We start from the raw sequence: 13,933 nt of genomic DNA on the forward strand, positions 1-13,933 counted from the left end.
GTCATTCCACCGTCGCGACGCATAAAATCATGATAATACTCCAATTCGAGCACTAATGCACTAAATGATAACACTTTTTGAGTCTATTTTCTAGCAGCATTTCTCATATTCAGCATATAACTACAGCACTATATCTCCAGCGCTGCCCTGATATGCCTGTATGCGAAGTCCACTGTACTGCCGACTTCTTCGTAGGCAAACGCTTCAAGAGTGGTAATTGTGCACCCCTCATCAGCAAGCGTCTGCATAGCCGCCTCCATGGGCTCCTTCTGTTTAGACGCACAGCAATCCTTGATTACCTGTACATCGTACCCCTTGGCCATAAGACTCTTGGCAGTCTGCATTATGCTTATGTGCGCTTCCAGTCCGGCCAGCACAATCCTGTTGCCCTTGTGCGATTGAAGCAGAGCCTCCAGGTCAGGCGAAGTCGTGCAATCGAAGTCAACCTTATCTATCTTCTCATAGCTACGCAGCTCGTTTTTGAGTTCTCCTGCAACCGGCTCCGAATCGTATCCGTACTGCTCAGTTAACAGCGTTGGCAGTTCAAGTATATTCAAGCATCTTGCCAGCTTCAGCACATTGTTCATGAACCTCTCACTTTTCCTCATCTCCGGAATCATGTGTTTTTGCACATCCATGATTATACACAAGGTTCTGTCGGAGCTGAGTCCGCGGAGCTTGGCCAGCATACCGCTGTCTACGCGGTTCACTCTGTATGGCGTAACTGTTGCGTAGCCATCCGCAAGAGCGTAGAGATCTGTATAAGCAGGTGCAGCACTTCCGTCTGTGACGTCGGCCCTGTACCTATATTCACCGTTAATGTGCGAGGGATCTACTGCATTCGATGAAAGCTCAATGACACCTGCATTAGTCGCCGGAGAATTGCTGCCATTAGCTTCGTTCATGCCGTCCGTTTCATGAACGGCCTTCACAAAGGTGTTATCGAATCCGATTCCACCTGCCTCAGTGTACCTTGTCCCCTTAATCTGCCACTTGGGCAGGTCAGGCGAGTTCACGTTGAGGATTATTCCTTGAGGTAGCTGCTTGGCTACCTCAAGCAGCTCCGGCAGCATCTCGCAGATGTATTCAAAATGTGTCGCGCTGTGACTGGTCACCGATAGTGCAAGTGCTTTATATCCATTCAAAGCACCCTCGTTGGCAATTGCAAAGGTACCCGAATAATTGATATCTGTGCCTGCATTCCCACCGTGATTGATGCCGCCGATTACATAATCCGGCTCAATTCCTTCAGCTCTCAGCATATCTATACCGAATTTTGCACAGTCCGCAGGCGTACCTGTGAGAGCAATCGCCCTTTCAGCTCCCTCCAGCTCAATCTCGCGCGCAGTCACTAGACCGCTCAGAGTTATAGCCTGCCCGTGTCCACTGCACTGCGAAGCAGGCGCTACAACATACACCTCCGCCATGTGAGACAGAAAGCGTACCAGCGTACGAAGTCCAAACGATTCTATTCCGTCGTCGTTGCCAACTAATATTCTATTCATTGAGATACCTCATTCCCTTCTTTATATTTCCTACATACATCTTGATAAGCAGCCTCAGCAGCGGTTCCGAAACCCTATAGAAATAGAAATACAGAACCTGCTCCTCCTCCGTGCAGAGATCCGAAACGGGATTCATCATGAGTCCCACGTTTTTTGCCAGCTGACAGAGCTGCTCCGCCGGCACAGGAAGCATAATCCTAAGCATGACCGCCAGTCCCGACTTGGAATCTATGGCTTCAATCAAACCATCGCCATATTCCTTGAACATCTCCATCGTGGTATGGAGCTTCTCGGCGTTACGCTTCCTGCATTTCTTGATGTGCCTGTGATAGTACCCATCCTCCATGTAGAGAGCAAGGCAGATCTGCTCCGCCTTGGAACATGTCTGTGCGTAACGACTCTTGATTCTGTTAAACACCTCCACAAGCTCATGCGGCAGCACCATATAGCTAATCTTGATTGATGCAAAAAGCGTTGATGAGAAGGAGCCGAGGTACACGACTCTTCCCGACCTGTCGAGGCCCTGCAAAGCCGGAATAGGCTTACCGAAATATCTGAGCTCGCTGTCGTAGTCATCCTCCAATATATAGCTGTCGTTGTCCTCCGCCCATTTTATCAGCTCATATCTCCTGCCTATCGGCATTACTGCACCTGACGGGAACTGATTTGAAGGATTGACGTACACGAGACTTCTCATATTGACGGGCAAACGCTCAATCGTGATGCCGTTCTCACGAACGGGAATATTGGAAAGGCTTACCCCTTCATCCTTAAATATCTCGCGAACCGGTCCATATCCCGGAAATTCCATCGCTGCGTTGCTGATGCCGAGATCTCTCAGTATTCGAATGAGATGCGTGGCAAGCTGCTGCGAGCCGGCGCCTATCACTACCTGCTCCGGCGAGCATTTTACACCGCGGCCTGCGTAAAGGTATTTGGCAATCTCATAGCGGAGAGCCGCTTCTCCCTGTACGTCCGCTTCAGTCTGCAGCGCATACGCATACTCGTTAAACACCTTGCTCATGCACTTCTTCCACTTGGAGAACTCAAAGCTCTCCTCATCATATATGAGCGATCTCTCCTTGGCAGTCTTGCTGCTCTCCGGCGGCAGCAGTTCATCCAACGTGAGCTCATCCCCGGCCTCGCCGGCGCCTACGGCACCCGAAATGTCGTCGCTCACATAGTAGCCTGACTTGGGGCGACTCTCAATGTAGCCCTCGACCAACAGCTGGTTATATGCGGTCTCAACCGTTGTCACGCTGATATCGTTGGCCTTTGCAAGACCGCGTAGCGAGGGCAGCTTCATGCCGGCCTCAAACTCCCCGGAAAGAATTCTCGCCTTAATCTGATCAAAAATCTGTATATATAGATTTTGGCTATTATTATCTTCAAAATCGAAAATAATGCTTCTCATCGTGCAATTTCCCCTATCTGTATTCTAAAAATTTACAGTAATTGTACATTTTCATGGCTGCAATATATTGCTATTATAATACTCGCCAGTTTGCTACACAATGATTAAATTTAAATCACATCGGATTATGGAGGCAGAAATGATAGACAGCAAAACGGAATCCGGCAGGGTTAACAAGCTTGATAGATCCAGCAAGACCATGCTTTTAGTCACTACAGCGATGATGACAGCAATGGTCATGATTGCTACCACTTTTTTTAAACTTCCCAACGCCATGGGTTACATCCACCTAGGTGACGGGTTCGTGTTACTTTCAGCCATCGTGCTGCCCAGAAAGTGCGCCTGCTTCGCCGGAGGTGTTGGCGCAGCGCTTGCTGACATTTATGGCGGGTACGCTGTCTGGGCCCCTTGGACGCTTGTCATCAAGGCTATAATGGTTATAATCGTACAGATCGCATTTGGATATGCGATGAATAAGATGCTGCAAGGCAGGCGCTTAGCCGGAATTGCAGGGTTGCCGCTTGTCGAGCTCTTCGCCTACGCGATTTCAGTCGTTTGGACCGTTACCGGCTACTATATAGCGCAAGGCGTAATTTACGGTAACTGGGTAGCTCCAATTGCCGACATGCCGGGCAATGTTCTACAAGCGGTGGTCGGAGCAGTCATAGCAATTGCCGTATCAACCGCGCTAAGCCGGACATCCTGGGGCAAGCATTTTTTCTACAGGCGATCTATGCAGTAGGTGCAAGCTCCAAGCTATTAATACAAGCTCGGGATTATTGATGCAGACTCAAAATTATTAACATTAACGCAAAATGAGATTGTTGACGCAGGATCGCAGCTAAAAAAATCGATTGGCGACATATGCAGAATGCGTATTTCGGCATCATACAGTTCTCTGTATTTTCAGATCCTGTGTCTATATGCCCGTGCCTGCTCTACGCTTACACTAAGCTATAGGTTGCAAATATCAGATAAATAGCCTGCGTCAGATTGCACACATCAGAAAATATAAGGAAGATTTCAATGGACTACAAGAGAATACTTTCAATTCAGGATATATCGTGCGTCGGACAGTGCTCGCTCACTGTAGCGCTGCCGATCCTGTCGGCCTGCGGTCATGAGACCGCAATCCTGCCGGCAGCCGTGCTATCCAATCACACCGGAGGATTCAAAGGGTTCACGTGCCACGACCTTACGAGCGACATTCCGGGAATTCTCGAACAGTGGGAGATCGAAGGGATTGCATTTGACGGAGCCTACACGGGATATCTGGGCAGCAGCGAGCAGATTGCCTATGTAAAGGATATATTTGACAGGCTCGTATCACCGGACGGATTGCGCGTTGTCGATCCGGCTATGGCCGACTCAGGGACTCTGTATCCCGCCTTCGACATGGACTTTGTAGAAGTCATGAAGTCTCTCGTCGCAGCAGCTGATATTGCGCTGCCTAATATAACGGAAGCTTCGTTGCTCACCGGCATCGAATACAGAGAACATTACGACAGGTCTTATGCAAATGCGCTTATCGACGGCATCCACGCGCTCGGCACAGGGACGGTAATCATGACAGGTGTCAGCTACGATGACACAACTACCGGCATCCTAGTCTCCGACGAAAAAGGATGTCAATATATAATGCATGAAAAGCTGCCGGTTTCTTGCCACGGCACCGGCGATGTGTTCGCATCCGCTTTTGTAGGCGCATATCTGGCGGGAAAGGGCAAGTCCGAGGCCGCAAAAATCGCCGGAGAATACGTACTCAGCTGCATCAGGAACACAATTGATGACCAGGAACACTGGTACGGTGTCAAGTTCGAGCCAATGCTCGGCGAACTCATTACGGCTATCCGCAGATAGATATATATGATAATATGACAGAGACAACAACTATGAAGGAGTCTCTAAATGAACGACAAGATAGCGGGTAAGTTCCGCGGCACCGGAATCAAGGCCGGACTTATGTACGGTATGGCCGAGTTCTACGGCGGAGGCGCTTTTGTTATTATCAACACCTTTTTTCTGGTGTTCCTGACAAAAGCTCTGGGAATCCCGGCTGCACTGGCCGGCGCTATTCCGATGGTCGGCAAGGTATGGGATGCAGTTACCGACCCGGTGATGGGCAACATTACAGACCGGACGGTGTCGCGTTTCGGGGCAAAGCGCCTCTATGTATTGGTAGGCGGTGTCGTTTCGGCTATTTCGTTTGTGATGCTGTGGACAACCATCCCTTCCGGGAACACAACCATGCTGTTCATCTATTACATAGTGATGTACTGCTTGTTTTCCACAGGCTTCACGATTATCATGGTACCTTACAACGGGTTGCTGCCTGATATGATCGACAGCTATACTGTCCGAGCAAAATTCTCCAGCATAAGGATGATCTGGTCGACAATCGGCGCTATCGCTGCCGGCATGATTCCAACTCTGCTTATCAAGGACACACTGAATACCGGCATGTACCTCAAGGTCGCTATCCTGTTTGGATTTATGTTCGGATTTTCGGCGATTGTGACATTTGCGGGCACGTGGGAAAAGCTCAAGAATCCGGTTCGCACAAGGCTTGCGGATAGCTTCTCCGAGGCTGCTTCGGTCTTCAAGAGCCGCTCATTTAGAATATTTATCGGAATATACCTGTCGGGACAGTGTGCGATGGACTTCGTGTCCGGTATGGCTATTTATTATGTGGATGAAGTGCTCAACGGCTATGGCAGCGGATATCTGATCATGCTCATGGGCGTGCTGATGGTATCACAGCTGCTCGGAATGTTAGTGTTCACGCCTATAATGACCAGGACATCCAAGCGCACCACCATCCTAATCGGTGCACCCATCAGAATTGTTTCAACACTGGGATTACTCGCCTTCTCTTACGAGGGCGCGCCTATCATCCCTATTCTGGCGCTCGCCGCAGGCATCGGTATTGGCAACGCGGCAACGCTCACGAGCATCTTCGCTATCCTCGCTGATATGGCGGATGTCGATGAGCTCATCACCTCGGCCAGCCGCCCGGGCATAGTGTCAGGCATGGCGACATTCGCAAGGAAGATTTCCGCAGGACTTTCGGTCTGGATTATCGGTATACTGCTGTCTCTGGTCGGTTATGACGCTAAGCTCGCGCAGAGCGGCATCAGACAGGCACTATTCACGCAGCGGGGAATTGCGATGATTTTCATAATTATTCCGGTCGTACTCGTAGCATTTCTGCTACTATTTGGTTACATCTTCCCTATCACAAACAAAGAATTCACTGTAGTCAAGCAGGACATCGCCAGAAGGCGCGGTGAGGATGACAGCGTGGCAACAGATGAGGAGAAGCGCATACTCGAGAGGGCTACGGGCTTTGCATACGAGGATTTGTGGAAGAAATCCAACGAACACAGGATTCATAATCATAAATAAACGCGTTTAAGAGAGCGCAAATTCAAGGCAGCTTGAATTTGTGCCTTTGCTGTATATGTTGTGTAATATATCACATGGAGGATATCATGAATAAATTAGCTGAAGCATTAAATATCTCGGACAAAACACGTCCGCAGGTATGGGCCCACCGCGGCGCAAGCGGTTACTGCCCCGAGAACACGCTGCCTGCATTCCTGAAGGCGCACGAGCTCGGTGCTGACGGCATAGAGCTTGATGTGCAGATGAGCAGCGACGGCGAGCTCGTAGTCTGCCATGATGAAAAGGTGGATAGGACATCGAGCGGCAGCGGCTGGATCAAGGACATGACGCTTGCAGAGCTCAGGTCTCTGGATTTCTCCGGCGGCCGTGCGGAATTCGCCGGAGTCACTATTCCTACTATGCGTGAAGTATTTGAACTGATTGCCACTACCGATATGATTATCAATGTTGAGCTCAAGACAGGCATCATTTTCTACCCGGACATGGCTGAAAAGCTGTTGCAGCTCGCCGCGGAATGTGGTTGTGAAGACCGGGTTCTGTACTCTTCGTTCAACCATTATACAATCACTCACATGCGCGAGCTGAATCCGGATGCCAAGCTCGGTTTCCTGTATGCGGACGGCACGATAGGCATGCCCGACTATGCTGTGAGATATGGAGTGCAAGCATTACATCCTGCACTCTACAACATTCAGTTTCCCGGCTTCATAGAGGAGTGCAAGCGCAAGGGTCTTGCGGTCAACGTCTGGACCGTTAATGAGGAGGAACACATGAAGCTGGCCGTTAGCGCCGGCGTCGACGCTATAATAACCAATTATCCGGATAAGGCACTGGCAGTAATTGAGAAGCAATATGAGCATTAAAAAGAAAAATAAAGATATGCATAATTCCCCACTCATACTGAAGCCGGACTCAATGAAGCAATTTGATTTCCCTCCCGGAGTCAGGATGCTGGGCGAAGACGACTATGCGGATCACATGGCAGGTGCCAACAAGGAGTGGCGTGACAAATACGTACAATCGGGAGATTTTGCTGCTGCAGACGGATTGAAGCTCCGGTATTATCACGCAGTTCGGCCATCAGGGGAGCACCCGAAGGGATGTGTCGTAATTCTGCATGGCTACTGCGGATTCTGGGGCAAATTCCACGAGATGTCGGAATACTATTGGCAGGGCGGATACGAGGTATTCTTCCTCGAGCAGCGAGGGCATGGATATTCCGGAAGAGAGATTGATGTGGTGGACATGGTTCATGTACGCGATTTTGCCGACTATGTCAGCGACCTGCTTATATTCATGGATGAGATAGTTAACCCTGTCACAGCTGATCTGAAGCACATTATGTACGCTCATTCTATGGGCGGAGCTGTCGGCGCGCTCTTTCTGGAGCAGCATCCGGGATATTTTGATGCAGCTGTGCTCAGCACCCCGATGTTTGCAATTGACACAGGCACTACACCCAAGCTGCTGCTCTATCTGCTGAGAGCCAAGAGCAGGCTGCTTCACCAAGTCGAAGAGCCATTCCCCGGCGGCAAGCCCTGGACCGGCAGGAACGTATTCAATACAAGCAGCACCATGTCGCAAGCCCGCTACCTCTACATATTCAATCAGCGATTGGCGGACACCCACTATCAGACGAATCGTCTTTCGAACGGATGGGGTGCTGCGAGCCTCCGAGCTATGTCACAGCTGCATAGGCAGGCGAGCAATATCAACATACCAATCCTGATGTTCAATGCCGGCAATGACTCATTACTATCACCTGCGGGCCATTACAGCTTTGCGAAGAAGGTCTCACACATTGAGTTCTATATCTACGAGGATTCGAAGCACGAGATATTTAATGCTGCCGACAATATCAGGTGTGACTACTATTCCAGAATATTCAAATTTATTGATGATAATGGGAAAGTGCACACTGAAGGCTGCTCAAATCAGTAATTTTAATTCCCGAGGGATATCGACAGAGTCCGTAGAAATCCAGCTATTCCGATTTTTCATTTATGGCGACATATCGTCTAATCTATACGACCACAAAATAGCCGCAAAAACACCGATCGCAATAAAAGCTCTGCCTGCAGTCTATTTTGCTGCATTAACTGCACCTGCCTTAAGTTTAATAATTTTAATTCGCCACGTCCGAAAGTAAATTCCGGACACACATTAATGTTAGCACAGATTAACTTGAGGATATATCGATTCAATATTTTTATTCCAAACAGCATCGTGTTTCCTTGACCTCAAGCTCACGCAACTCCTTGAAATTTTGGGCCAGCATAAATATTACAATTATCGAAAGAAACACATCTATTGCAAGAGAACCTACATAGATTGACTGTATACCGAAAATCCTCGGCAGTATAATCATAAGGGGAATATATAAAAACAACTGCCGGCCGAGTCCTATAAGCGTTGCCGGCTTTCCTTTTTTGATGGAAGGCCAAAATGTCATAGCTGTCATCGTAACTGAAAGCAGAGGTGCTATGGTCATAAATACTCTGAAGCAGAATATATATTCTGCACCGAAACTTACCTGCGGCAACATGCTTCCCAGTACAAGCGAAGGGCTTATCATTGACAGAATCCAGAACGGCAGCATAACAATCAGCGCCACAAAAGAGAATATTTTAAATGAGCTTATACTTCTTTCATATTGTTTAGCTCCGTAATTAATTCCGGCTACAGGCTGTAAAGCTCTCATAAGTCCGTAAATAGGTGTGAGTGAAAAGTTGAATATCCTGAATACCGCTCCATAAAAAGTTATGTCCAGTTCGGTTCCGAAGGCTTTCAATGCCCTGAGAATTATTATGCCCTGTATGATCCCCATCACACTCATTATTAATGACGGCATACCCAAAGAAATGATTTCTTTTATCACATCCCTATCCGTATTTATCGTAAATACATTGGCATTGAAGCTTACCTTTCCGCTTTTGCAATATATTACGAACAGCAGAGCATAGACAAACATACCTATGTTGGTTCCCCACGCCGCTCCTGCAACCCCCAGCTTAAGAATAGCCATAAGTACGTAGTTTGAGATAATATTGACTATAAGACCTATACCCATCATAATTGCCGCGGTCTTCATCTTGCCTTCGGCTCTTACTATCATATTGTAGGCAAGCCCTATAATCCAGAATACACTACCTATCAGGGTTACTCTATAGTAACTTACCGCATAAGATAAAACCTCCCCCTCTGCTCCAAGTGCCCGAAGCATGGGATTCATGAATATAAAACCGAACAGTATCATGACAACTGTCGCCACAATAGAAATTAAATTGGCATTTCCAAGAAGCTTGCCCTGCATCTCCTTGTCATCGTTCCCCAATAAAATACTCAGATATGAGCCTGCGCCCACCCCCACCAACGAGCCCAATCCAAGACTCAACTGGGTAAGCGGATACACTATGGACAAACCTGCAAATGCTGTCTCATTCACCAGTCTGCCTACAAATATCCCGTCAAAAATTACATTTAAGCCGTATAAAATCATCGCAATAATAGCCGGCAGAGAAAGCCTGCAACAAACTTTCCACAAATTATCGTTCAATATCAATTCTTTTTCTTTGTTCATGGTTTTAAGCCTCAATATACTTTCTTAATTTATTTTGCACCAAAAACTTATATTTCAGTCTGTTGTGCAATAATTAAATCCTTCTAACATTTTAAATATGCTTTGAACATAATCGTAAGCATCTCTCTAAGCTTTTCCTTATCTATATCAAACAGATACATTCCCACATAAAGAGAATTCATCAAAAAAACAAATTCCCGATTATTTATCGTAATATATTCGTCCAAGCCCTCCGCCTTGCAGAATTCAAGAAAATCTTCAATTCCCTTATCGTATAGCTTTGCAAATAATTTTTTAAAATTCTCGTTGTTCTGCATTTCTATAAGAAATACGGTATACAGTTTCTTGTACGGATTGACATCGAGAATTTTATCCAGCAAACTGTCAATAAGCTTTTCGCTGCGGTTTTTTCGACTTTCCCTCATATATTTCACTACAATATTTTTTCTGTATTCATTTCCGTCATCTAAAAGCTCCAAGAAGATCTCTTCTTTGCCTGAAAAATGATGATACATCCCTCCCTTAGATATTCCGACAGCCTGTATGATTTCATCCATTGTAGTATTTGCATAACCGTTTGTTATAAAAAGCTCCAATGCTATGTCTTTAATCTGCCTCCTCCTTTGTTCTCTGCTTAACCTTTTATTTCCCATCAGCTCCTCCTTGCTTACCGACGACATCGTCGGTAAGCAAATAATACCACCCGTTGCTTTTTCTGTCAAGCATTTGCAGTATTAGCGATAAAAGAATTTAAAAAATCAAACCGCCTGGAAAGTTTGCGGTATTAACGATAAAAGAAAAACAGCAAACCTTATTGATCTGCCGTTTCGTATTTCTAAAAGATTTTGTTTACTGACGGTATTTTTAAGCTTAGCATCCGCTTGCGGAAGTCGGGACGTGGACAAATAGGCATAAAATTAATACTGCACATTAAAGAAAGATCATAAGAGAATCCTGATAGCACATAGCGTACTGTGTCTCAGTGCGGGGGCTTTAAAAATTGCCCTTCCTTTATGTCTCAAAACATGTTAATATACTGACATAATGTATAAATAATAATACAAATCTATATTCATCTAATTAAGTAGCTTAAAAAACAATCTTAGAGAAAGGACATTTCACATGAAGAATCTGACAAGATACGTGTTAAGTATCACATTGAGTGCAATTCTGGTCTTATCTGCAATACCGTCGGCAGCAGTAGTACATGCTGATGATAATCAGGCATTACCCGGAGCCGGAAAACACGCTGTGAGCAAAACACCTGAAGGATGGTACGACTTAAGAGAAGTACTTGCAGTGCTTTTAAGCGGTTCCTTCGATAGTGAAGAGAAAGCTAAGGAGGAGTATGAGAAACTCACCAGACTGGATGGGGATATTCTGCTCGGCACAGATACGCAGCATAAAGAAATCAAGGCTGTAAACATCAATGATACTATGAATTTCACAGGAACCCTAAGGGTCGATGTCATTAAAAAGGCGGTAGGGATGATAACTCCGGGCGTTGGTGCCTTTGCAAAACTCGATGGAGTGAGCAGTCAGTTCGTGGCAGAATTTGTTATTCCGGATGGAATGATTTATAGCAAAAAACTTACCAAGGCTAATGTGAAATTAAAAAATGCAAAAGACATATTTGAAGTAACAGATGTAAAGGTGGATGGTCAGAAGGTTACAGTAACTATGGACTTTGTTGATCCGGCACTTAAAAAAGCGCATAAAGAAAATAAGCCGTATATTGCCAGGGATCTAAACAATGCGCTAAACAAGGTTGGAAGCCATCTGGAGGTTACCATTCCGGGGGTTAAGTTTGACAAAACAAAGGTGAAGGCCGGAGATGTTCTGACTGTTAAAGGAGCACTGTCCGGGAATTATAAGATGGGAAAACTTGTTACTGCTCATTATGACCCTAGAATGAAAACATTACGAGATGAATATTTAAAGACTCCGTCAAAGGTCGAGAAGTTTAAAAACATTATGCCTGCTGAATACCAAGATTACCAAACTCAAGTAACAAAACTTGGTCAAGCCGTAGAAGATATTCAAAAACTTGCAGATGAAGTAAAGGCATTAAGGGATGAATTTAATAAGTTTGTTGCTGATAACAAAGCGGTAATTGACCGATACCTCAATAACGATCCTTATGATAAAACTCTCTACGAAAATTATTCTGACGACAAGAATTTTGAATTTCCTACAGGTGAACCCTTTAAGATGATGACAGAGAGGCTCTATAATAGGACTTATCAGCATGACGGGCATTCTGACATAGATTACGGCAACAAAGCAGCAAACAGACCTGCAAAGGCGTATTCTCTGTATGGTGAGATTAATTTATTAAGAAATAATATCGCTAAAGTTCCAAAATTATATAATCATTGGAGCAGAAATATAAGCGATGAACAAAAGGCTAAAGATAAACCCGTAATAGACAAACTCGAAGAGATGTTAGAGAAATCATCTACATTCGGAGACAATGAAAAGGGAAGATTACATGAACTTGCATCGCGAGAATTCGAAGCACGCGACGCTATAGTCGATATGTACATTGACAGTTTTGCATTGCAAGAGCTTCTGACAAATCCTCAATATGGCGGGATAAGATATGATAATGTCGGTGCTTCAGAATATTCTAAAATGTTTATAGGCTGGGATGCTGTTCAATCGGAAGCCGGAAGAGATTCCGTTCTTGAAAATGATGCGAATGCAGATAAAAGAGCTATACAGCTTACAGTAAAGGTAACCGAGGATAAAACAAAAGCTCCGGGCAAAGTTACAAAAAAGAAATCTCCGGTAACAGGCGATGGAACAAATATAACCCTATACACATTAGGTATATTGATTGCATTAGGAAGCATAGTCGTTTTAACGGTCATCAGGAAAAGAAAAGTAAGATAGAAATAATGATAGAGCTGTGCGTTAGACTCACACAATCTCGTTGAGTCCGACGCGCAGCTCGTTTTTTCGGTCCGCGTGTGAATCTTTTTCTGTAAATTATCCTTCTGCGGTAGATAGTGAATGCATCCCTCCATTTGTAAGGAATACGCCTTTAGGACAATATAGGTAAATTTGCTTAGACATATCAAGAGAAGCCGGCTCACATGGCTTCTCTTGCTGCTTAATAAGTTAAATTGCTTCAGTCACTCTCCGGTATGGTCTTAAACCCTATTCTACGGATTGGAGTTGCTGCTCAATGGCCGGATCTCGCTACTGTTCGATCTTCCATTTCTTGGCCAGCTTGTCATAAGTACCGTTCTCCTTGACGTGCTTGAGCCCGGTGTTAATCTTCTTGAGAAGCTCCTTGTTGCCCTTCTTGACTGCAATGCCGTTATCTGTGATGCTGTCCGGCTTGATGTCTCCAACCATCTTGAACTTGTCACCCTGACTTGCAGAGATATCCACTGCTACCGGCTTATCTACCAATACTGCGTCTACATCGCCGTTCTCGAGCTGCTGCAGAGCTGTTGTGTTCTGGTTGAGGACGGATACGCTTGACACCTTGCCCTCGTCCTTGAGCTTGTTAGCGATGTCCGCCTGCAGAGTACCTGTTTGAGCTGCAACCTTGAGGCCGCTGCCACTAGTAAAGCTGTCCCAACCGGTAATCTTGGTGCTATTCTTCTTGACTAGCAGCACGACTCCTGTCTTGTAATAGGAATCGGAAAAGTCTACCTGTTTGGCACGCTCCGGTGTGATGTTCATACCGGCGATTACGATGTCAGCGCTATCTGACTTGAGCGCCGGGATGAGCGCGTCAAAATCAAATGAAGCGAACTCAACCTCGAAGCCCTGATCCTTGGCAATAGCCTTCATCAGATCCATATCAAAGCCTATGATATCGCCATCCTCGTTTGTTGTATCAAAAGGCGGATAAGTAGGCTCTGTCCCGACCTTGTATGTCTTACCCTTGCTGCCTGAGCAAGCTGCAAGTGCGCCTGCCATGATAAGGCACATCATAAGTGCCATGATTTTCCCAATTGTCTTTTTCATTTCTGTGTCCTTTCCCTAAAATAATGTTAATCATGATTTGACTGT

The 13,933-nt window shown here is 45.9% G+C and carries 11 protein-coding genes; 6 read left to right on the forward strand and 5 right to left on the reverse strand.

Translation table 11 applies throughout. The features are described 5' to 3' along the window. Positions 1-128: 128 nt before the first annotated feature. Positions 129-1,505, reverse strand: a complete 1,377-nt coding sequence (surE, locus tag HMPREF1152_RS08850; RefSeq protein WP_009643463.1) for a 5'/3'-nucleotidase SurE — start codon at positions 1,503-1,505, stop codon at positions 129-131. Then, a complete protein-coding gene (gene pdxR, locus HMPREF1152_RS01355) occupies positions 1,498-2,919 on the reverse strand; it encodes a MocR-like pyridoxine biosynthesis transcription factor PdxR (protein WP_009643349.1) in 1,422 nt (473 codons plus the stop codon). Before pdxR ends, surE begins: the two co-directional genes overlap by 8 nt. A 139-nt stretch (positions 2,920-3,058) precedes the next feature. Between pdxR and HMPREF1152_RS01360 the strand changes: the two genes are divergently transcribed. The 5 genes from HMPREF1152_RS01360 (at position 3,059) to HMPREF1152_RS01380 (ending at position 8,265) form a co-directional block, all read left to right on the forward strand. Further along, on the forward strand, positions 3,059-3,661 hold the full coding sequence (locus HMPREF1152_RS01360) for an ECF transporter S component (protein WP_009643506.1): 603 nt from the start codon (positions 3,059-3,061) through the stop codon (positions 3,659-3,661). Between the two features lie 284 nt (positions 3,662-3,945). Further along, on the forward strand, positions 3,946-4,779 hold the full coding sequence (locus tag HMPREF1152_RS01365; protein ID WP_009643389.1) for a pyridoxamine kinase: 834 nt from the start codon (positions 3,946-3,948) through the stop codon (positions 4,777-4,779). Between the two features lie 48 nt (positions 4,780-4,827). Further along, positions 4,828-6,324, forward strand: coding sequence for an MFS transporter (locus tag HMPREF1152_RS01370; RefSeq protein WP_009643384.1), 1,497 nt, complete (start codon positions 4,828-4,830; stop codon positions 6,322-6,324). 86 nt (positions 6,325-6,410) lie between these two features. Next, the gene (locus HMPREF1152_RS01375) at positions 6,411-7,187 is read left to right on the forward strand and encodes a glycerophosphodiester phosphodiesterase (protein ID WP_009643494.1); all 777 of its coding nucleotides are present in this window, start codon (positions 6,411-6,413) and stop codon (positions 7,185-7,187) included. Between the two features lie 52 nt (positions 7,188-7,239). After that, the gene (locus tag HMPREF1152_RS01380) at positions 7,240-8,265 is read left to right on the forward strand and encodes an alpha/beta fold hydrolase (RefSeq protein ID WP_156791939.1); all 1,026 of its coding nucleotides are present in this window, start codon (positions 7,240-7,242) and stop codon (positions 8,263-8,265) included. 268 nt (positions 8,266-8,533) lie between these two features. Here HMPREF1152_RS01380 and HMPREF1152_RS01385 read toward each other — a convergent pair whose 3' ends face one another. Together HMPREF1152_RS01385 and HMPREF1152_RS01390 are read right to left on the reverse strand one after the other, a co-directional pair. Beyond that, a complete protein-coding gene (locus HMPREF1152_RS01385; RefSeq protein ID WP_009643416.1) occupies positions 8,534-9,904 on the reverse strand; it encodes an MATE family efflux transporter in 1,371 nt (456 codons plus the stop codon). 83 nt (positions 9,905-9,987) lie between these two features. Continuing rightward, positions 9,988-10,557: a TetR/AcrR family transcriptional regulator gene (locus HMPREF1152_RS01390; RefSeq protein WP_009643512.1), complete on the reverse strand. Its 570-nt coding sequence runs from the start codon at positions 10,555-10,557 to the stop codon at positions 9,988-9,990. A 469-nt stretch (positions 10,558-11,026) separates the two neighbouring features. Here HMPREF1152_RS01390 and HMPREF1152_RS01395 point away from each other — a divergent pair, with 469 nt between their 5' ends. After that, positions 11,027-12,799 carry a hypothetical protein gene (locus tag HMPREF1152_RS01395; RefSeq protein ID WP_009643410.1) on the forward strand — a complete coding sequence of 591 codons (1,773 nt, stop codon included), beginning with the start codon at positions 11,027-11,029 and terminating at the stop codon, positions 12,797-12,799. A 309-nt stretch (positions 12,800-13,108) separates the two neighbouring features. Here HMPREF1152_RS01395 and HMPREF1152_RS01400 read toward each other — a convergent pair whose 3' ends face one another. Next, positions 13,109-13,888: a basic amino acid ABC transporter substrate-binding protein gene (locus HMPREF1152_RS01400; RefSeq protein WP_009643475.1), complete on the reverse strand. Its 780-nt coding sequence runs from the start codon at positions 13,886-13,888 to the stop codon at positions 13,109-13,111. Between the last annotated feature and the right edge of the window lie 45 nt (positions 13,889-13,933).

It is taken from the genome of Mogibacterium sp. CM50, from assembly GCF_000293155.1.
GTDB classification, from domain to species: Bacteria; Bacillota; Clostridia; order Peptostreptococcales; family Anaerovoracaceae; genus Mogibacterium; species Mogibacterium timidum.

Excerpts from the sequence above, each read along its gene's own strand:
- surE (WP_009643463.1), bottom strand. The coding sequence starts at position 1,505 with ATGAATAGAATATTAGTTGGCAACGACGACGGAATAGAATCGTTTGGA.
- pdxR (WP_009643349.1), bottom strand. The coding sequence starts at position 2,919 with ATGAGAAGCATTATTTTCGATTTTGAAGATAATAATAGCCAAAATCTA.
- HMPREF1152_RS01360 (WP_009643506.1), top strand. The coding sequence starts at position 3,059 with ATGATAGACAGCAAAACGGAATCCGGCAGGGTTAACAAGCTTGATAGA.
- HMPREF1152_RS01365 (WP_009643389.1), top strand. The coding sequence starts at position 3,946 with ATGGACTACAAGAGAATACTTTCAATTCAGGATATATCGTGCGTCGGA.
- HMPREF1152_RS01370 (WP_009643384.1), top strand. The coding sequence starts at position 4,828 with ATGAACGACAAGATAGCGGGTAAGTTCCGCGGCACCGGAATCAAGGCC.
- HMPREF1152_RS01375 (WP_009643494.1), top strand. The coding sequence starts at position 6,411 with ATGAATAAATTAGCTGAAGCATTAAATATCTCGGACAAAACACGTCCG.
- HMPREF1152_RS01380 (WP_156791939.1), top strand. The coding sequence starts at position 7,240 with ATGAAGCAATTTGATTTCCCTCCCGGAGTCAGGATGCTGGGCGAAGAC.
- HMPREF1152_RS01385 (WP_009643416.1), bottom strand. The coding sequence starts at position 9,904 with ATGAACAAAGAAAAAGAATTGATATTGAACGATAATTTGTGGAAAGTT.
- HMPREF1152_RS01390 (WP_009643512.1), bottom strand. The coding sequence starts at position 10,557 with ATGGGAAATAAAAGGTTAAGCAGAGAACAAAGGAGGAGGCAGATTAAA.
- HMPREF1152_RS01395 (WP_009643410.1), top strand. The coding sequence starts at position 11,027 with ATGAAGAATCTGACAAGATACGTGTTAAGTATCACATTGAGTGCAATT.
- HMPREF1152_RS01400 (WP_009643475.1), bottom strand. The coding sequence starts at position 13,888 with ATGAAAAAGACAATTGGGAAAATCATGGCACTTATGATGTGCCTTATC.